Source organism: Teichococcus aestuarii (genome assembly GCF_003116135.1).
GTDB lineage: Bacteria > Pseudomonadota > Alphaproteobacteria > Acetobacterales > Acetobacteraceae > Pseudoroseomonas > Pseudoroseomonas aestuarii.
Genome location: NZ_PDOA01000003.1, coordinates 200,178 through 217,660 on the forward strand (window position 1 = coordinate 200,178; position 17,483 = coordinate 217,660).

The following is a 17,483-nucleotide window of genomic DNA, read 5'->3' on the forward strand; positions in this document are numbered from 1 at the left end:
GCCATGTGCGTTGCCGGGGCCCTGTGCCCCCAGCCCCTGCGGCCGCGGTCCGCTCGTGCGGTGTTCGTCACCCATGCTGTCTTTCCCCTTTCTGCTTCCGGCCCCTCTTTGCTGCCGGCCCCTCTTTGCTGCCGGCCCCTGCCTGTTGCCGGCACAGACAGGCATCGGCGGCTCATCTGCGGCCTGCGCCGGCATCGGAGACTTCCGGAAAAGAGACTCCAGGACGGCCACTCCGCCCTGCCTGCCGGCCAGAAGCTTGTTGCAGAAAGACAAACAGGCCGCCGCCGCGGGGGTTCCCCCTGCGCGGCATGCTGGCCGGATGGCGGTGCGGGAATGACGAAGCCGGCCCTCTTCTGCCTGGCTCGGGTGCCTGGATCGGGTGCCTGGCTGGGGGCCTAGCTGGGGGCCTCCGGAACCCAGGGCGGGTCCGGAGGCGGCCGGCCTCCGGCGCTCAGTCGCGGACGATCCGGCGGTAGAGGTGCCAGGTGGCATGCCCCAGCACCGGCACGACCACCGCCAGGCCGACAAAGAGGGGCAGGCTGCCCAGAGCCAGCAACAAGGCGATGAGGAAGCCCCACAGCGCCAACGGGCCCGGATTGGTCCGCACCGCGCGCAGGGAGGCGCGCATGGCCATGCGTGCGTTGACCGGCAGGCCCCGCCCCGCACGGTCGAGCAGCATCGGGAAGGAGACGACGGTGAGGGAGAACACCAGCACCGCGAACAGGAAGCCCGCCAGGTTGCCCAGCAGCATCAGCTGGTGCCCCTCGCGGCTGTAGAGTACCCGGCTGAGGAAATCGGTAGCGGTGGCCGGGGTATCGCCCAGCGTTATGCCGTAGATCGCCCGCGCGGTGAAGATCCAGGCGACGAAGATGGCCAGCAGCAGCACGCCGAGGCCGATGATGGAGGTGAGGGCCGGGGAGTGGCGCACCGCCAGGGCATCGGTCCAACGGGTCGGCTGGCCCTGCTCGCGGCGCCGGCTCAGCTCATAGACGCCGAGCGCCGCGACCGGCCCGAGAAGGGCGAAGCCGGAGACGAGCGGCCAGAACAGCGGCATCACATCCCGGCCCGCCGCGAGCTGCGCGGCGATCAGGCCGATGATTGGATAGAGGATCGCCAGGAAGACGAGCTGCGTGGGGTTGGCCAGGAAATCCCGCCAGCCGAGGGCCAGCGCCTGGCCGACCTCCGTGCTGCCGATCCGATGTATGGCGGGTTCGTGCCGGGCCATGTCGGGCGCCTCGGTCCAGGTCGTGGCCATTGTCGTCCTCCCGCGCCGCGCCGCGGCGCCGTGTTCGATTGCCTGTCGCGCCGGGGGCGCGGCATTCGCTTCACGGAAGGCCCGGGCAACGGCAGCCGGGTGGCCATATGGTAGGATGTGACCACCACGCCATGCGCAGCCAGGTCGTCCACAAATTCGATCTGGGATGCGGCGCCCGGCCGGCAAGCCGGGCACACGGAAGGTTCAAAGACTGCGCAGGCCGCGCATGGCCAGCAGGGCGAGGCCGCCGCCCAGGCCCGCCAGCGCCAGGATGATGACGGCGAGCGCATTCACCTCCGGCGTCAGCCCCAGCCGCAGCATGGAGAACACCACCATCGGCAGGGTGGTGCCGGCAGGGCCGGAGACGAAGCTCGCTACCACCACATCGTCCAGCGAGAGGGTGAAGGCCAGCAGCCAGCCCGCCGCCAGGCTCGGCGCCATCAGCGGCAGGGTGACGGTGGCGAAGGCCGTGGCCGGACCGGCGCCGAGGTCGCGCGCCGCCTCCTCCAGCTCGGGCGCCATCTCGGCCAGCCGCGCCTGCGCCAGCACCGCCACATAGGCTGCGCCGATGGTGGCGTGCGCCAGCAGGATGGTGGTGGCGCCGCGCCCGGCGGGCCAGCCCGTGGCGCCCTCCAGCAGCACGAAGAGCAGCAGCAGGGAGAGGCCCATCACCACGTCCGGCAGCACCAGCGGCGCGCCGGCCAGCACGCCGAACAGCGCCCGGCCGCGGAACGGCCCGCGCCGCGCCAGCACCCAGCCGGTGGCGCCGCCCAGCAGCACCGCCAGCGTGGCCGAGCCCAGCGCCACGCGCAGCGACAGCCAGGCGGCCTCCAGCAGCCGCTCATTCTCGGCCAGGGCGGCGAACCAGCGCAGCGAGAAGCCGCCCCATTGGAAGGGGATGCGGCTGCCGCTGAAGGCGTAGCCCGCCAGCAGCAGCACCGGCAGCCACAGGAAGCCGAGGCCCAGCATCAGGCCCAGCCGCGCCATGCCGCCCTGTCCCGTCCCCCGGCTCATCGGCGCGCCTCCAGCCGCTGGAACAGCAGGATGGGCAGCAGCAGCGCCAGCAGCAGCAGCACCGCCAGCGCCGCCGCCACCGGCCAGTCGCGGTTCTGGAAGAATTCCTGCCACAGCACCCGGCCGACGAGTTGCGCCCCCGGCGGCCCCAGCAGCTCGGGGATGACGTATTCCCCCGCCGCCGGAATGAACACCAGCAGGAAGGCCGCCGCCGCCCCCGGCGCCGCCAGCGGCAGGGTGACGGTGCGGAACACCGCCCAGGGCGTGGCGCCGAGATCGGCCGCCGCCTCCTCCATCGCCGGGTCCCGGCGCGAGAGGCTGGCATAGAGCGGCAGCACGGCGAAGGGCAGGTACGCATGCGCCATGCCGAGGAACAGCGCCGGCCAGGAATAGAGCAGCGGCAGCGGATCGGTGATCAGGCCGAGGGATTGCAGCACGGTGTTGACCCAGCCCTCGTCGCGCAGCAGGCCGATCCAGGCGCCGAGGCGCGGCAGGAAGCCGGTCCAGAACGGCAGCAGAACCGCCATCAGCAGCGGCAGCCGCCAGGCGGGCCTGGCGCGCGCCAGGCCCATGGCCATGGGGAAGCCCAGCAGCAGGCAGAGCGCCGCCGTGCCCGCCGCCACCAGCGCCGCCTGCGCGAAGGCCGCATGGTAGAAGGAATCCTCCAGCACCAGGGCGAAGGGCTCGGTGTTCGGCCCCTCCGCGCCCCAGGGCGGGGCGATGGGCGGCACGCTCTCGGCCGGCCAGGCGAAGGCCAGCACCAGCACCACCAGCAGCGGCGCCGCCACCAGCAGCGCCAGCCACAGCGACGGGACGGCCAGCGGCAAGGGGCGCAGGATGGCGCGCAGCGCGGCGTGCATCAGCCGGCCAGCGGCACCACGGAGGCCGCCTCCCACCCCAGGCGCACGGCGCTGCCACGCGGCGGCGGCGGGCCATCCTCCTCGGCATGGCCCACGCGCAGCAGCGCGCCGCCCTCGGCGCGCACCAGCAGCAGGCTGTCATCGCCGCGGAAGGCCACCTCCTCCACCACGCCGCCGGCGCTGTTCGGGCCCTGCGCGCCAGGGCGGAGCGCGATGCGCTCGGGCCGCAGGGCGCAAGCCGTGGTGCCCGGCGGCAGCGCCCCCTCCGGGCGCAGCGTGGCGGCGAGGCCCGGGCAGTCGAAGCCTTCGCCGGCGGCACGGCCCTCCAGCACATTGGCCGTGCCGAGGAACTGGGCGACGAAGCGTGTCGCCGGCCGGTCATAGACCGCGCGCGGGGCGCCGAGCTGCACCACGCGGCCATGCTCCAGCACCGCCACGCGGTCGGCCAGGGCCAGCGCCTCCTGCTGGTCGTGGGTCACCATGATGAAGGCGGCCCCCGTCTCGCGTTGCAGGGCACGCAGCTCGAAGCCGGTGCGCTCGCGCAGGTTGGCGTCCAGCGCGCCGAGCGGTTCATCGAGCAGCAGCAGGCGCGGGCGCTTGACCAGGGCGCGGGCCAGCGCCACGCGCTGCCGCTGCCCGCCGGAGAGACGGTGCGGCAGCCGCCCGCCGAAGCCCTCCAGCCCGACCATGGCCAGCGCCTGCTCCACGCGGCCGGCGCGTTCGGCGCGCGGCACGCCATCCCGCTTCAGGCCATAGGCGATGTTGGCGGCCACGTTCAGATGCGGGAACAGGGCATAGGACTGGAACATCATGTTCAGCGGCCGGGCGTGCGGCGGCACGCCGGAGAGGTCGCGCCCCTCCAGCAGCACCGCCCCCGCATCCGCCGCCTCGAACCCCGCCACCACCCGCAGCAGGGTGGACTTGCCGGAGCCGGAGCCGCCGAGCAGGGTGAGGAACTCGCCCGCCGCCACATCGAGGTCGAGGCGGTCGAGCGCGAGGGTCTGGCCGAAGCGCTTGCTCAGGCCACGGAGGGACAGCAGCGGCACAATTCAGCGGCCGGCCTTGAAGCGGCTCCAGCTACGGCTGCGCGCCCGCTCCGCCGCGGGCGTCAGCGGCGCGGTGGTGAAGGTGCGCTTCAGCATCTCGGGCGTGGGGTAGACATCCGGGTCGTCCCGCACCGCCGGGTTCACCATCGGGCGCGCCTCCGGCACGGCGTTGGGGTAGCGGACATGGTTGGTGATGCCCGCCATCACCGCCGGCTGCAGCAGGAAGTCGATGAAGCGGTGCGCCGCCTCCGGGTGCGGCGCGTCGGCCGGGATGGCCAGCATGTCGAACCAGAGCTGCGCGCCCTCCTTCGGCGCCACATAGCCGATCTCGACGCCGCGCTTCGCCTCCCGCGCGCGCGCCTGCGCCTGGATGACATCGCCCGAATAGGTCAGCGCCACGCAGTATTCGCCATTGGCCAGGGCATCGAGGATGTTGCCGCTGGCGGTGATGGCGCGGACATGCGGGCGGATGGCCGTCAGCGCGTCCTCGGCGGCGCGCAGGTCGCGCGGCTCGGTGCTGTTGGGGTCGCGGCCGAGCCATTGCAGGATGCTGGGCAGCACGTCGGTGGCGGAATCCATCACCGCGATGCCGCAGCGCGCGAGGCGGCGGGCGTTCTCGGGCTTCATCAGCAGGTCGAGGCTGTCGGTCGGCGCGTCGGGGAACAGCTCGCGCACGCGGTCGGCGCGGATGCCGAGGCCCACCGTGCCGTAGAGATAGATGGCGCCGAAGCGGTTGCCCGGGTCGCTGCTCTCCACCTGCCGCAGCAGCGTGGCATCCTGCTTGCCCCAGTTCGGGATCAGCGCGCGGTCGAGCGGCTTCAGCGCACCGGCCCGCGCCAGGCGGGAGAAGGTGGGCTCGCTGGTCGGCACGATGATGTCGTAGCCCGAGCGTCCGGCGGACAGCTTCCCTTCCAGCGTCTCCAGGCTGTCATACACATCGTAGCGGATGCGGATGCCGGTCTCCTGCTGGAACTGCGCCACGGCATAGGGGTCGATGTAGTCCGACCAGTTGTACACGTTCAGCACCGTCTCCGGCTGCTGGGCGCGGGCGGGCATGGCAGCGGACAGGCCCAGCAGGGCGGCGAAGGCGGCGGTGGCGATCCGGCGTCGGAGCATCGTGCGGTCCCTGCAGCGGAATGGAGACGGAACGGCAGGTTAATTCCCCGCCGCCCAGGGGTCCACGGGCTGCGGCGTGGCGATGATGGATTTGGGAATATTTTCTTGACAAAGCGTCAATATGTTCTTTAAATCCTAGCCATCAACGGGTGAGCTGCGTCCAGCGCAGGCCCGTTTCCCCGGCATTCCTGATCGCCCTTCCCGGCCCCTCCACGCGCCGGCCCTTCGCCATGCGCCATTCGCCATGCGCCAGGGGCCGGCACGCGGATCGGGCCCGCACGCCCTTCGCGACCCATCCAGGAGACGCGCATGCCGTTCGATCCCCGCGGCCTGTCCTCGCTCGCCAGCACGGACAGCTTCACCCTCTGGCTCTACGTCACCACGGACACCCGCGCCGCGGTGCTGGCGCCGGGCTACTTCACCAGCGTCGCCGCCCGGCTGCAGCCGGGGCATGTGGTGGTGCTGCAATCGGCGGATTCGCTCACCTTCCTGCCGGTGCGCAGCAGCGCGGGGGTGGGGAACGGGCTGGTGCTGGACGCCTCGGCCCCGCCGCTGCGGCTGAACGGCAGCACCGCGCTGGGCTTCGAGTTCTCGCTCGGCCCGGTGCCGGCCGAGACGCGCAGCGTCGCGCTCGATCCGGTGCCGACCGGCCTCTACATCGGCCGCAGCTTCACCATCGGCGCGCGCGTCACCGGGCCGGTCACCAGCCTGAGCTTCAGCATGCTCAACGCCGCGGGCGCGGTCATCGCCGGCCCGGTCGTGGTGGCGGTGGCGTCGGGCGGCGCCTCGGCCAGCTTCACCGCGCCCGACCCCGGCTCGGGCTACCGCATCCGGGTGCAGGACACGGCGGAGCCGCTGGCGGCGCAGACCTCGGCGTCCTTCGTCGTCACCGAGCCCTTCGCGCTGCTGACCGAATCCGGCGCCAGCCTCGCCGCCGCCGAGGGCGGCGAATTGCTGCTCTGACCACGCCCGCCCGCCCTCCCCTGCCCGAAGGATCACTGCTCCATGTCCGACAAGAAGATCACGGAACTGCCGGCGGCCGCCGCTCTCACCGACGATGATGTGGCGCCGCTCGTGCAGGGCAGCCAGGCCGCCGCGGAGACGCGGCGCGCCACCATCCGGCAGCTGCGCGGCGGCATCATGGCCGACCGCGAGCTGCATGTGCGCGACTACGGGGCAGTGGGCGATGGCGTGACCGACGACACCGCCGCCATCCAGGCGGCGATCGACGCGGCCGCGTCGCGCGGCGGCGGCACGGTGCTGATCGGCCCGCGCCGCTACCTGGTCGGCGCGGCCGACCTGATCCTGAAGGATGGCGTCTTCCTGCGCGGCCGCCCCGGCTCCGGCGGCTGGCGGATCGGCGGCAGCTACAGCGGCGTGCCGTACGCGCTGATCGTCGACCCCGCCTACACCATCCGGGTGCGGCGCAATGGTGGGCTGGACGGCATCGCCCTGTTCCGCCGCGGCCTCGGCGTGCCGGCCACGCTGCGCGAGGGGCTGGACGAGGTGGCCGCCTTCGCCGGCACCGCCGTCACCATCGGCGACGGCAGCGGCGGCAGCGGCATCGCCAACGGCGCCGACAGCCAGCTCTCCCGCCTGCTGATCCTCGGCTTCAACTGGGGCATCCACAGCAACGGCAATGCGCGCGTGCGCATCGAGAACATCCTGGGCGACTGCACCAACGGCCTCTACTTCGCCCGCTCCTTCGACGTCTCGCGCATCAGCGAGGTGAACTGGCATCCGCTGGTCACCACCTCGCGGAGCTGGTCGAACACCCGCATCCTGATCACCAACGTCGCCAGCAACGGCGCCGGGCTGTTCCGCGTCACCATGGCCACGCCGCACAGCCTGGTGAATGGCGACATCATCAACATCGCCGAGGTGCGCACCTCCGGCGCGCCGGGCTGCTACGGCCGCTGGACGGTGGCGGTGGTGGACGCCACCACGGTCGATTTGGTGGGCAGCACCTACGCGGCCGGCTGGACGGCGGGCGGCGCCGTCTACATCAGCCCGAACCGGCGGCCCGGCACCGGCTTCGTCGTCAACGATGTCGACATGGCCACCTTCGACAACTGCTTCGAGTTCGGCCACGAGATCGGCTTCGACATCCAGGACGCCACGCATTCCTGCAGCTTCTTCAACAGCGGCACGGATGGCTGGGTGGACGCCGCGGACCCCGCCACCATCGGCGTCCGCATCGGCGGCACGGCGCTGCGCTGCAAGTGGGTGGGCGGCTTCCTCTCCTCCAAGGGCTGCTCGGTGCAGGTGAACACCACCGGCAACGAGCAGCACGAGATGATCGGCGTCAACATCACCGGCGGGGCACGCCGCATCACCGAGGTGCTGGCCGGCCAATTGTCGCTCATTGGCTGCGACTTCACCGGCGCGCCCGGCACCGGCAACGTCACCATCAGCGCCATCCATCTCGGCGCCAGCGCAGGCAACCTCATCGTCTCGGGCTGCGACACCAGCGCCGTCACCTTCACCGCCGACAGCGCGGCGGCGATGCAGCGGCTGCAGCTCCTGGGCAACCGCCTGGGCAGCGGCACCCCCACCACCCAGCGCATCGCCGCCGGGCGGCTGGAGCTGGCCTCCGTCTCCTCGGGCGCCGCGATCGAGACGCGGCTGTCGATGGACACGGATGGCGCGGTGAACCTGCACCGCCGCAGCGCCAGCCTGGGCAGCCAGCTCCGGCTCCACAACAGCGGCAACGCGCCTTACGCCAGCTTCTCGATCTCCGGCACCGACTGCGTCTTCGCCGGCGAGACGGGCAACCCGAATGCCGGCTTCACCTTCGGTGGCAGCGGCATGACGGCGGCGCAGACGGTGCGGCTGCGCCGCCTCTCCGCAACGCCGGCGGCCAATGACCGCATCGGCGTGCTGGAGAGCAGCGGCAACAACAGCGCCGGCACAGAGCAGGTCTTCGCCCGCCTCGTGACGGTGGCGGAGGCGGTGACCAGCGGCGCGGAGGCCGGCGCGGTGGTGGTGGAGACCCGCCAGGGCGGCAGCGTGGCGGAACGCTTCCGCATCGCCGCCAACGGCACGGTGACGCTAACCGGCCCGCTGGTGCTGCCCGCCAACCCGGCGGCCAGCCTGCATGCGGCGACGAAGCAGTATGTGGACGCGCAGTTCACCGACCGGCGGCTGACCTCCGTGCTGCTCTCGGCGGCCACCACCGTCACGCATGCCGCGCACAATGCGCGGATGCTCGTGGCCAACGCCGGCACCACCCTCTCGCTGAGCTGGGCCAACACGGGCGATGGCTTCTCCTGCACGGTGGTGAACCGCACGGGGGCGGATCTGGGGCTGACGCTGTCGGGCTTCACCAGCAACGCCGCGCCCACCAACAGCGATGGCTTCACCAGGATCCGCGCCGGCGGCGTGGCGACGCTGCTGGCCTACTCGCCGGATGGCGGCACGACGAAGATCTGCCAGCTGGTGGGGGCGGGGGCGCCCTGATGATCACCACGGCCAGTCTTCTCGGGCTGCCCGGCGCGGGCATCCCACTGCGCGCGCTGGGCCCGGATCACGCGGGGCGCGTCGCCCTCAGCCGCGCCGGTGCGGCGCTGGTGCAGGATGCGGCCGGGCTCTGGCAGGCCGCGGCGGCGGACACGCCACGTTTCCACGGGCCGGCCCGCCGGCTGCTGGTGGAGGCAGGCAGGACCAACAGCCTGCGCAACCCGCGATGCGAGGGCGCGGCCGCCGGCACCCTGCCATCCACCTGGAGCCTGCAGGGCAGCCCGGCCAACCTCGTCCTCCTGGGGCCGGCGGTGCTGAACGGCATCCCCGGATTCCAGCTGCAGGTGAGCGGCACCGGCAACGGCCTCAACACGGCGCTGACCTTCGATGCGGACACCTCGGTCCCCACCACGGCCACCGAGATCTGGGCGGCGAGCTTCTTCGTGGCGCTGACCGGCGGCAGCCTCGCCGGCCTGTCCAACATCCAGCTTTCGATCCGCACCGCCGGCGGCACGGCCAGCCCGAGCAGCCTGGCGGTCTCGCCGGGCACCACGCTCGCCCGCCCCAGCCTGACCACGGTGATGGGCTCCGGCACCACAGGCCTGGTGCCGCGCTTCTACTTCACCCAGAACGCGGGCGCAGCGATCAACGCCACCTTCTTCCTCGGCGCCCCGCAGCTCGAGCGGGGCGAGGTGGCCACCTCCCCGGTGCTGCCGCCGGCCGGCGCTCCCGCCGCGTCATCGCGCAGCGCCGATGCACCCGTCTGGTCGCCGCCCGGCGGCCTCGGCGGCGCGGGGACGGTGGTGGTGGCGGGCATGCTGCCCAATGCCGCCGCCTTCGGCGCCAGCCAGGGCCTGCTGCAGATCGACGACGGCACGGATGCCAACCGGCTGCTGATCCGCAACACCTCCGGCGGGTCGGAGATCTTCGGCGTGGTGGACAGCGGCGGCGCCACCCTGGCCGCGCTCCCGGGCGGCAACATGGTTCCGGGCACGCCGTTCCGTGCCGCCCTGGCCTGGGCGCCGGGCGAGGTGGCCTTCTGCCTGAATGGCGGCACGGTGCAGAGCGCCGCCGTGACCCCGCCTGCCGGGCTCGTCCGGATGCTGGTCGGCCACGCCTCCACCGCGCTGAACCGTGCGGCGAATGGCGAGGTCGCCCTCATCGACCACCGCCCGCTGCGCCTGCCCGACGCCATGCTGCAGGCGGTCTCGGCGGCCGGCTGAGGCCGCACCGCCCCTGCGCGCAACATCTCCTTGGACAGAAAGGAACGCACCTCCATGCCGACCCTGACCGACTACGCCCGCAACATGCTGGCCCGCGCCCTGTGCGGCCGCGCCCCCGCGCTGCCCGCCATCGTCTATGCCGGTCTCGGCACCGGGGCGGGCGCCGGCGGCCTGACCGGCGAGCCGGCCGGCAATGGCTATGCCCGCCAGCGGGTCATCTTCACCGGCACCGGCGCGCAGCGGAACACCGAGGCGCTGCGCTTCGTCTTCACGGGCGCCGCCGGCGGCCTGACGCATCTCGGCCTCTATGACGCGGCGAGCGGTGGCAATGCCCTCGCCTACGGGCCCTTGGCGCAAACCGCCAGCGTGACGGGGCCGGGCACGGTAACCATCGCTGCCGAGGCGCTGACGCTGAACGGCGTCTGATCCCGACCCCCAGCCTGATCTTACCCCTCAGGGAGTATCCACCATGAGCGAATGGATCCGCCAGCAGATCGGCCAGCCCAGCACCTGGCGCGGCCTGTTCCTGCTGCTGGCCGCCGGCTTCGGCATCAGCCTCTCGGCCGAGCTGCAATCGGCGCTGCCGAACCTCGCCATCGCCGCGCTCGGCGTGTGGGAGGCGGCGCGGAAGGGGCGCGGCTTCGGCGAGCCCGGCGCCTGAGAAGGCCTACCCCGCCCCCTCCGGCAGGGGGCGGAGGGCCTTTCTCCCGCCAGGCGCCGGGGGTGGTTTTCCGCCCCCGGCGCAAAAAAGGGGTTGCGCCGCCCCGCCCCCGCCCTTAGAGAGCGCCTCGCTTCCACGGCGGTATGCTGCTGTAGCTCAGTGGTAGAGCACTCCCTTGGTAAGGGAGAGGTCGAGAGTTCAATCCTCTCTAGCAGCACCACCTTCCCTTCCTGGAATGGCCGGCCCCTGGGGGTTCGCTCCGTGACCCTCCCCGCCCTGCCCGCCCGATGAGCAAGACACCCCCGCCCGCCGACCGCAGCAGCGAACGCGAAGCTCGCCTGGCTGCCGCCCTGCGCGAGAACCTGCGCCGCCGCAAGGCGCAGAGCCGCGCCCGCGCCACCACCGAGGCGCCCGGGGCCGCCCCCACCCCTTCCCCGTCGCCTGCCGAGCCGCCCCGCCAGGACTGAGCCCGTAGGCCCCGCCATCCAGCCCCCGAGTTGCCGGCGGCTGCCCGCTGCGCTATCGGGGCCGGCCCTGCCGCGCGCCGAAGGACGTTCCTGCCCATGTCCATCATGCCCGATCACTGGATCCGCCGCATGGCGACCGAACACGGCATGATCGAGCCCTTCGTCGAGAGCCAGCGGCGCGAGGGGGTGATCTCCTACGGCCTCTCCTCCTATGGCTACGACGCCCGCGTGGCGGACGAGTTCAAGGTCTTCACCAATGTGGACAACGCGCTGGTGGACCCGAAGAAATTCGCCGATGACAGCTTCGTCACCCGGCGCGGCCCGACCTGCATCATCCCGCCCAATTCCTTCGCCCTGGCGCACACGGTCGAGTATTTCCGCATCCCGCGCGACGTGCTGGTGATCTGCCTGGGCAAGAGCACCTATGCCCGCTGCGGGCTGATCGTGAACGTCACGCCGCTGGAGCCGGAATGGGAGGGGCAGGTGACGATCGAGATCTCCAACACCACCCCCCTGCCGGCCCGCATCTATGCCAATGAGGGCATCTGCCAGTTCCTGTTCCTGCAGGGCTCGGCGGCGCCCGAGGTGTCCTATGCCGACCGCAAGGGCAAATACATGGGCCAGCGCGGCGTCGCGCTGCCCCGGCTGTAAGGGGGAGCGCGCATCATGGACCGCATCCGCATTCGCGGCGGCCGCCGGCTCGAGGGGCGCATCGCCATCGGTGGCGCCAAGAACGCCGCCCTGCCGCTGATGGCCACCGGCCTGCTCACCGAGCAGGCGGTGGTGCTGACCAACGCCCCGGCGCTCGCCGACGTCGCCACCATGGGCCACCTGATCGCCCAGCACGGGCTGACGGTGGAGCACGACACGGAGGGCCGCCGCATCCTGCTGGACGGCGCGGCCAGCCAGTTCGAGGCGCCCTACGACCTGGTGCGCAAGATGCGCGCCTCCATCCTGGTGCTGGGGCCGCTGCTGGCGCGCTACGGCCAGGCCCGCGTCTCGCTGCCCGGCGGTTGCGCCATTGGCACCCGCCCCGTCGATCTCCACCTGAAGGGGCTGGAGCAGATGGGGGCGCGGATCGACCTCGCGGCCGGCTATATCGACGCGAAGGTGGAGGGCCGCCTGAAGGGCGCGCGCATCCTCTTCCCGCAGGTCTCGGTCGGGGCGACGGAAAACCTGCTGATGGCGGCGGCGCTGGCCGAGGGCACCACCCAGCTCGTCAACGCCGCGCGCGAGCCGGAGATCACCGACCTCGCCAACTGCCTGATCTCCATGGGCGCCCGCATCGAGGGGGTGGGGAGCGACCGGCTCACCATCGAGGGCGTGGACAGCCTGCACGGCACCACCCATGCCATCCTGCCGGACCGCATCGAGGCCGGCACCTTCGCCTGCGCCGGCGCCATCACCGGCGGCGAGCTGCTGCTGGAGGGGATGACGCTGGAGCTGTTCGGCGCCTGCACCCGCTCGCTGCGCGAGGCGGGGGTGGAGATGGAGCAGGAGGCGGAGGGCGTCCGCGCCCGCCGCCTGAACGGGCTGCACGGCGTCGATGTGATGACCGAGCCCTTCCCCGGCTTCGCCACCGACATGCAGGCCCAGTTCATGGCGCTGATGGCGGTGGCCGAGGGCGCCTCGATGATCACCGAGACGATCTTCGAGAACCGCTTCATGCATGTGCCGGAGCTGACCCGCATGGGCGCGCGGATCAACGCGCACGGCTCCTCGGCCATCGTCCGCGGCGTGCCGCGCCTCTCCGGCGCGCCGGTCATGGCCACCGACCTGCGCGCCTCCGTCTCCCTCATCATCGCCGGCCTCGCCGCCGAGGGGGAGACCGTGGTGAACCGCGTCTATCACCTGGACCGGGGCTATGAGCGGGTCGAGCGCAAGCTCGCCGCCGTCGGCGCCGACATTGAACGTATTCCAGGCTGACATGGCTTTGCCGCTTTTCCGGTGATACAACCCGCCATGGACCAGCCCATCACCCTCCCCAACGCGGCAGCCGCCGATGATGCGGCGCCTCTCGTCCTGGCCCTGCCCAAGGGCCGCATCCTCAAGGAGCTGGGCCCGATGCTGGCCCGCACCGGCATCGTGCCGGCCGAGGATTTCCACGCCGAATCCAGCCGCCGCCTGCGCTTCGAGACCAACCATCCGGGGCTCGACGTGGTGCGGGTGCGCTCCTTCGACGTGGCCACCTTCGTCGCCTTCGGCGCCGCGCAGATCGGCATCTGCGGCGCCGACGTGCTGATGGAGTTCGACTACCCCGAGATCTACGCGCCGCTCGACCTCGGCATCGGCCGCTGCCGCGTCTCGGTGGCGGAGCCGGTGGAGAGCGCCGGGCAGCACGCGCTGGGGCGGGAGTCGCGCCTCGCCGTGGCCACCAAGTACCCGAACGTCGCCCGCCGCCACTTCGCCGCCCGTGGCATCCAGGCCGAGGTGGTGCACTTGAACGGCGCCATGGAGCTGGCCCCCTCGCTCGGCCTCTCCCGCCTGATCGTGGACCTGGTGCAGACCGGCTCCACCCTGAAGGCCAACGGGCTGGTGGAGACCGAGGTGATCGCCCAGGTCACCTCCCGCCTGATCGTCAACCGCACCGCGCTGAAGACCCGGCCCGAGGCGATCGGCGCCTGGCTGGCCCGCTTCCGTGCCGCCCTCGCCGCCACCGGAACCGAGCCCGCCGCATGATCCGCCTCTCCACCGCCGAGCCCGGCTTCGAGGGCAAGTTCCGCGCGCTGCTCGACCAGGCGCGCGACACCACCGCCAAGGTGGATGCCGCCGTCTCCGCCCTCATCGCCGAGGTGCGCGCGGGTGGAGACAACGCCCTGCTCGACATCACCGCCCGCTTCGACCGCTGGACCCCCGGCAGCGCCGCCGCGCTGCGCGTGACCGAGGCCGAGATCGAGGCCGCCCGCGCCGGCTGCGCCCCTGCCCTGCTGGACGCGCTGGACCTCGCCGCCACCCGCATCGAGCGCTTCCACCAGGCGCAGCTGCCGCGCGACGTGGAGCTGGACGACCCGCTCGGCCTCACCCTCGGCCTGCGCTGGGGACCGCTGGACGCGGTGGGGATCTACGTGCCCGGCGGCAAGGCGGCCTACCCCTCCTCCGTGCTGATGAACGCCATTCCCGCGCGCGTCGCGGGGGTGCCGCGCATCGCCATGTGCGTCCCCACCCCCGATGGCGTGCTGAACCCGCTGGTCCTGGCCGCGGCGCACCGTGCCGGCGTCAGCGAGATCTTCCGGGTGGGCGGCGCCCAGGCGGTGGCCGCCATGGCCTGGGGCACCGCCAGCATCGCGCCGGTCGATCGCGTGGTCGGCCCCGGCAACGCCTATGTGGCCGAGGCCAAGCGGCAGGTCTTCGGCCGCGTCGGCATCGATTCCATCGCCGGCCCCTCCGAGGTGGTGGTGCTGGCCGATGCCTCGCAGAACCCGGCGCTGATCGCCATCGACCTGCTGGCCCAGGCCGAGCACGACGAGAGCGCGCAGTCCATCCTCATCACCACCAGCGGGCAGATGGCGCACGCCGTCGAGCACGCGGTGGAGGATGCGTTGAAAAGCCTCCCCCGCGCCGCCATCGCCGGCGAGAGCTGGCGCCGCCACGGCGCCATCATCGTGGTGCGGGACTGGGAGGAGGGCGCCGCGCTGACCGACCGGCTGGCGCCCGAGCACCTGGAGATCATGGTGGCCGAGCCGCAGGCGCTGTTCGCCCGCATCCGCCACGCCGGCGCCGCCTTCCTGGGCGCCCACTGCCCCGAGGCGTTGGGCGACTACGTGGCCGGGCCGAACCACGTGCTGCCCACCGGCCGCACGGCGCGCTTCGCCTCCGGCCTCTCGGTGTTCGACTTCCTCAAGCGCACCACCTGGATCGCCGCCGAGCGGCGCGGGCTGGAGGCGATCGGCCCCGCCGCCGTGGCGCTGGCCGAGGCGGAAGGGCTCGGCGCCCATGCGCGCAGCGTGGCCATGCGGCTGGGGCAGGGCTGAACCCCCTGTCACCGCCCCTGAACGGTTGAAGAATCCGCGCTGCGGCGCCATTTCTGCGGCGCACCGAGCGGCGCGCGCCCTGCCCGTCCCCGCAGCCTGTGCTTGACCGGCCGGGCGCGGACGATCATGGTCCGCCCCGCCCGTCCACACCCCCCGAAAGAGGCCTGATGTCAAAAGAAGATATGATCGAGTTCAGCGGCCAGGTCGTTGAACTTCTGCCCAACGCGATGTTCCGCGTGAAGCTCGACAATGAGCACATGGTCCTGGCCCACACCAGCGGCAAGATGCGCAAGAACCGCATCCGCGTGCTGGCCGGCGACCGCGTGAATGTCGAGATGACGCCCTACGACCTCACCAAGGGCCGTATCACCTTCCGGTTCAAGTAATGCCCGAGGCGGGCCCGCCGGCTCCGCCGGCCGCCGCGCCCGAGGGCGCCGCCACCCTTCCCGACGCCACCGGGCCAGACAAGGCGGCCCGCCCGCCGCTGGTGCTGGCCAGCGGCAGCCCGCGCCGCCGCGACCTGCTGGCGCGCATCGGGGTCGTGCCCGCGCGCATCCTGCCGCCCGAGATCGACGAGCGCCCGCGCCCCCAGGAGTTGCCGCGCCAGCTGGCCGGGCGCCTCTCCCAGGAAAAGGCGCGCGCCGTGATGGCGGGCGAGCCGCAGGCGCTGGTGCTGGCCGCCGACACGGTGGTGGGCGTCGGCCGCCGCATCCTGCCCAAGGCCGAGACCGAGGCGCAGGCGCGGGACTGCCTCGCCCTGCTCTCCGGCCGCCGCCACCGCGTCTATACCGGCGTGGCGCTGGGCCTGCCGGACGGGCGGCTGCTGACGCGGGTGGTGGAGAGCGTCGTCACCTTCCAGCGGCTCACCGCGGCGCAGGTCGAGGCCTACATCGCCTCCGGCGAGTGGCGCGGCAAGGCGGGCGGCTACACCATCCAGGAATCGGCCGAGGCCTTCGTCCGCTTCCTCTCGGGCAGCCATTCCAACGTGGTGGGCCTGCCGCTGCACGAGACCGCGCAGCTGCTGCGGGGCATCGGGTGGCTGCGCCCCTGATCCTGGTCTCCGTCTCGCCGGGCGAGCAGCGCACCGCCCTGCTCGCCGGAGACCTGATCGACGGGGACCGGCTGGAGGCAGCCTTCATCGAGCGCCCGGCGCGGCCCGAAGGGGTGGGCGACCTGCACATCGCCCGCCTCTCCGCCCGTGCCCCGGCCATGGGCGGCGCCTTCCTAGCCATGGCGGGCGGCGAGACCGGCTTCCTGCCCGATTCCGAGGGCGCCAAGGGCCGCACCGAGGGCGAATGGCTGCGCGTGGCGGTGACGCGCGCGGCGCAGGGCGGCAAGGGGCCGCGCCTCGCCGCCCGGCCCGGGCCCGAGGCGCCGCAGGGTCCGCCCCGGCTGCTGGCGCGCGGCCCGGACGCGCCGCTGCGCCTCGCCGCGCAGCACCCCGAGGCCACGCTCCGCACCGACCACCCCGCCACCGCCGCCCGGCTGCGCGCCGCGCTCGGCGCCGCGCGCGTGTCCCTCTCCACCGCCCCTGCCTTCGACGAGGCGGTGGAGGAGGCGTTCGAGACCCTCTCCGGCATGGCGGTGCCGCTGCCCGGCGGCGGGCGGCTGACGCTGCACCCCACCCCCGCCCTGCTGGCCATCGACATCGACGCCGGCGCCGCCGCCGGCGGGCGCGACGCGGCGGCGCACCGCACCCTGAACGCCGCCGCCCTGGCCGAGGCGCTGCGGCAGATCCGCCTGCGCCACCTCGCCGGCGCCATCCTCATCGACATGGCGGGCATGCCCATCGCCCGCCGGCGCGACCTGCTGCCGGGGCTGCAGCCGCATCTGGCGGCAGACCCGCATCTGCGGCTGGTCGGCATGACGGGGCTGGGGCTGATCGAGCTGCAGCGGCGCCGCGTGCACACCCCGCTGCACGAGGTGCTGGGCGACCCGCCCTCCCCCCTCACCCGTGGCCTCCTGGCGCTGCGGCGGGGCGTGCGCGAGGCCGCCGCCCGGCCCGGCGCGCGCCTGGCCTTGACCGCCCATCCCGCCGTGCTGGCCGCGCTGCGCGACTGGCCGGGCGCGCTGGAGGAATTCACCCGGGCCGCCGGGCCGCTGTCGCTGCGCGCCGACCCGCTCTGCCCCCCCGGACAGGAGCATGTCCATGCCGAATGACCCGAAGCCCCGCCGGCGCGCGGCCTGCCCCGTCTGCGGCAAGCCCTCCGACCCGGCGCACCGCCCCTTCTGCTCCGACCGGTGCCGGCAGGTCGATCTCGGCCGCTGGCTGCAGGGCGGCTACGTCATCCCCGGCGCGCCCGTACCGGGGCCTGAGGAGGAGGATGGGCAGGCTTGAAACCGGCCGCAAAACAATCCTGCGACCCCGCTGGACAGGCCGCGGCGCATCCGTTATTTCCCCGTCATCTGCC

General features: G+C 73.0%; 19 protein-coding genes and 1 tRNA gene. 15 read left to right on the plus strand and 5 right to left on the minus strand.

Annotation, left to right across the window (positions count from 1 at the left end):
• Positions 1-451: 451 nt before the first annotated feature.
• The 5 genes from CR165_RS06365 to CR165_RS06385 all read right to left on the minus strand — a co-directional run bounded on the left by CR165_RS06365 (position 452) and on the right by CR165_RS06385 (position 5,291).
• Positions 452-1,255 (minus strand): DUF2189 domain-containing protein, encoded by an 804-nt coding sequence (locus tag CR165_RS06365; RefSeq protein WP_109516135.1) that lies wholly within the window; start codon positions 1,253-1,255, stop codon positions 452-454.
• A 204-nt stretch (positions 1,256-1,459) separates the two neighbouring features.
• On the minus strand, positions 1,460-2,269 hold the full coding sequence (locus tag CR165_RS06370) for an ABC transporter permease (protein ID WP_109516136.1): 810 nt from the start codon (positions 2,267-2,269) through the stop codon (positions 1,460-1,462).
• Positions 2,266-3,129: an ABC transporter permease gene (locus CR165_RS06375; RefSeq protein ID WP_109516137.1), complete on the minus strand. Its 864-nt coding sequence runs from the start codon at positions 3,127-3,129 to the stop codon at positions 2,266-2,268. Before CR165_RS06375 ends, CR165_RS06370 begins: the two co-directional genes overlap by 4 nt.
• The gene (locus tag CR165_RS06380) at positions 3,129-4,175 is read right to left on the minus strand and encodes an ABC transporter ATP-binding protein (RefSeq protein WP_109516138.1); all 1,047 of its coding nucleotides are present in this window, start codon (positions 4,173-4,175) and stop codon (positions 3,129-3,131) included. The genes CR165_RS06375 and CR165_RS06380 overlap by 1 nt, the downstream gene beginning before the upstream one ends.
• 3 nt (positions 4,176-4,178) lie before the next feature.
• Positions 4,179-5,291, minus strand: a complete 1,113-nt coding sequence (locus tag CR165_RS06385) for a polyamine ABC transporter substrate-binding protein (protein WP_109516139.1) — start codon at positions 5,289-5,291, stop codon at positions 4,179-4,181.
• A gap of 309 nt (positions 5,292-5,600) precedes the next feature.
• Between CR165_RS06385 and CR165_RS06390 the strand changes: the two genes are divergently transcribed.
• The 15 genes from CR165_RS06390 (at position 5,601) to yacG (ending at position 17,410) form a co-directional block, all read left to right on the plus strand.
• Complete coding sequence (locus CR165_RS06390) at positions 5,601-6,254, plus strand: immunoglobulin domain-containing family protein (RefSeq protein ID WP_109516140.1); 654 nt, start codon at positions 5,601-5,603, stop codon at positions 6,252-6,254.
• Positions 6,255-6,296: 42 nt separating this feature from the next.
• Complete coding sequence (locus CR165_RS25965; RefSeq protein WP_146201839.1) at positions 6,297-8,750, plus strand: glycosyl hydrolase family 28-related protein; 2,454 nt, start codon at positions 6,297-6,299, stop codon at positions 8,748-8,750.
• On the plus strand, positions 8,750-9,973 hold the full coding sequence (locus CR165_RS06400; RefSeq protein WP_109516141.1) for a hypothetical protein: 1,224 nt from the start codon (positions 8,750-8,752) through the stop codon (positions 9,971-9,973). Before CR165_RS25965 ends, CR165_RS06400 begins: the two co-directional genes overlap by 1 nt.
• 54 nt (positions 9,974-10,027) lie before the next feature.
• A complete protein-coding gene (locus CR165_RS06405; protein ID WP_109516142.1) occupies positions 10,028-10,399 on the plus strand; it encodes a phage tail fiber protein in 372 nt (123 codons plus the stop codon).
• 43 nt (positions 10,400-10,442) lie between these two features.
• Positions 10,443-10,634, plus strand: coding sequence for a hypothetical protein (locus CR165_RS06410; RefSeq protein ID WP_109516143.1), 192 nt, complete (start codon positions 10,443-10,445; stop codon positions 10,632-10,634).
• Positions 10,635-10,779: 145 nt separating this feature from the next.
• A tRNA-Thr gene (locus tag CR165_RS06415) sits at positions 10,780-10,854 on the plus strand.
• A gap of 67 nt (positions 10,855-10,921) precedes the next feature.
• Positions 10,922-11,101: a hypothetical protein gene (locus tag CR165_RS06420; RefSeq protein ID WP_109516144.1), complete on the plus strand. Its 180-nt coding sequence runs from the start codon at positions 10,922-10,924 to the stop codon at positions 11,099-11,101.
• Positions 11,102-11,197: 96 nt separating this feature from the next.
• Positions 11,198-11,752: a dCTP deaminase gene (dcd, locus tag CR165_RS06425; protein ID WP_109516145.1), complete on the plus strand. Its 555-nt coding sequence runs from the start codon at positions 11,198-11,200 to the stop codon at positions 11,750-11,752.
• A 15-nt stretch (positions 11,753-11,767) separates the two neighbouring features.
• Positions 11,768-13,027, plus strand: a complete 1,260-nt coding sequence (gene murA / locus CR165_RS06430) for a UDP-N-acetylglucosamine 1-carboxyvinyltransferase (protein WP_109516146.1) — start codon at positions 11,768-11,770, stop codon at positions 13,025-13,027.
• Between the two features lie 36 nt (positions 13,028-13,063).
• Positions 13,064-13,780 carry an ATP phosphoribosyltransferase gene (gene hisG, locus CR165_RS06435; protein WP_109516147.1) on the plus strand — a complete coding sequence of 239 codons (717 nt, stop codon included), beginning with the start codon at positions 13,064-13,066 and terminating at the stop codon, positions 13,778-13,780.
• Positions 13,777-15,072 carry a histidinol dehydrogenase gene (gene hisD / locus CR165_RS06440; RefSeq protein ID WP_109516148.1) on the plus strand — a complete coding sequence of 432 codons (1,296 nt, stop codon included), beginning with the start codon at positions 13,777-13,779 and terminating at the stop codon, positions 15,070-15,072. The genes hisG and hisD overlap by 4 nt, the downstream gene beginning before the upstream one ends.
• A 167-nt stretch (positions 15,073-15,239) precedes the next feature.
• Complete coding sequence (infA, locus tag CR165_RS06445) at positions 15,240-15,458, plus strand: translation initiation factor IF-1 (protein ID WP_007003972.1); 219 nt, start codon at positions 15,240-15,242, stop codon at positions 15,456-15,458.
• Positions 15,458-16,123, plus strand: coding sequence for a Maf family protein (locus CR165_RS06450; RefSeq protein ID WP_245906179.1), 666 nt, complete (start codon positions 15,458-15,460; stop codon positions 16,121-16,123). The genes infA and CR165_RS06450 overlap by 1 nt, the downstream gene beginning before the upstream one ends.
• Positions 16,108-17,232, plus strand: a complete 1,125-nt coding sequence (locus tag CR165_RS06455) for a ribonuclease E/G (protein WP_109516149.1) — start codon at positions 16,108-16,110, stop codon at positions 17,230-17,232. The genes CR165_RS06450 and CR165_RS06455 overlap by 16 nt, the downstream gene beginning before the upstream one ends.
• Positions 17,222-17,410, plus strand: a complete 189-nt coding sequence (yacG, locus tag CR165_RS06460) for a DNA gyrase inhibitor YacG (protein ID WP_109516150.1) — start codon at positions 17,222-17,224, stop codon at positions 17,408-17,410. Before CR165_RS06455 ends, yacG begins: the two co-directional genes overlap by 11 nt.
• Positions 17,411-17,483: the final 73 nt, after the last annotated feature.

What these genes read in the sequence shown, in the direction of transcription:
- CR165_RS06365 (WP_109516135.1), bottom strand. Translation starts at nt 1,255, where the DNA reads ATGGCCACGACCTGGACCGAGGCGCCCGACATGGCCCGGCACGAACCC.
- CR165_RS06370 (WP_109516136.1), bottom strand. Translation starts at nt 2,269, where the DNA reads ATGAGCCGGGGGACGGGACAGGGCGGCATGGCGCGGCTGGGCCTGATG.
- CR165_RS06375 (WP_109516137.1), bottom strand. Translation starts at nt 3,129, where the DNA reads ATGCACGCCGCGCTGCGCGCCATCCTGCGCCCCTTGCCGCTGGCCGTC.
- CR165_RS06385 (WP_109516139.1), bottom strand. Translation starts at nt 5,291, where the DNA reads ATGCTCCGACGCCGGATCGCCACCGCCGCCTTCGCCGCCCTGCTGGGC.
- CR165_RS06390 (WP_109516140.1), top strand. Translation starts at nt 5,601, where the DNA reads ATGCCGTTCGATCCCCGCGGCCTGTCCTCGCTCGCCAGCACGGACAGC.
- CR165_RS25965 (WP_146201839.1), top strand. Translation starts at nt 6,297, where the DNA reads ATGTCCGACAAGAAGATCACGGAACTGCCGGCGGCCGCCGCTCTCACC.
- CR165_RS06400 (WP_109516141.1), top strand. Translation starts at nt 8,750, where the DNA reads ATGATCACCACGGCCAGTCTTCTCGGGCTGCCCGGCGCGGGCATCCCA.
- CR165_RS06405 (WP_109516142.1), top strand. Translation starts at nt 10,028, where the DNA reads ATGCCGACCCTGACCGACTACGCCCGCAACATGCTGGCCCGCGCCCTG.
- CR165_RS06410 (WP_109516143.1), top strand. Translation starts at nt 10,443, where the DNA reads ATGAGCGAATGGATCCGCCAGCAGATCGGCCAGCCCAGCACCTGGCGC.
- CR165_RS06420 (WP_109516144.1), top strand. Translation starts at nt 10,922, where the DNA reads ATGAGCAAGACACCCCCGCCCGCCGACCGCAGCAGCGAACGCGAAGCT.
- dcd (WP_109516145.1), top strand. Translation starts at nt 11,198, where the DNA reads ATGTCCATCATGCCCGATCACTGGATCCGCCGCATGGCGACCGAACAC.
- murA (WP_109516146.1), top strand. Translation starts at nt 11,768, where the DNA reads ATGGACCGCATCCGCATTCGCGGCGGCCGCCGGCTCGAGGGGCGCATC.
- hisG (WP_109516147.1), top strand. Translation starts at nt 13,064, where the DNA reads ATGGACCAGCCCATCACCCTCCCCAACGCGGCAGCCGCCGATGATGCG.
- hisD (WP_109516148.1), top strand. Translation starts at nt 13,777, where the DNA reads ATGATCCGCCTCTCCACCGCCGAGCCCGGCTTCGAGGGCAAGTTCCGC.
- infA (WP_007003972.1), top strand. Translation starts at nt 15,240, where the DNA reads ATGTCAAAAGAAGATATGATCGAGTTCAGCGGCCAGGTCGTTGAACTT.
- CR165_RS06450 (WP_245906179.1), top strand. Translation starts at nt 15,458, where the DNA reads ATGCCCGAGGCGGGCCCGCCGGCTCCGCCGGCCGCCGCGCCCGAGGGC.
- yacG (WP_109516150.1), top strand. Translation starts at nt 17,222, where the DNA reads ATGCCGAATGACCCGAAGCCCCGCCGGCGCGCGGCCTGCCCCGTCTGC.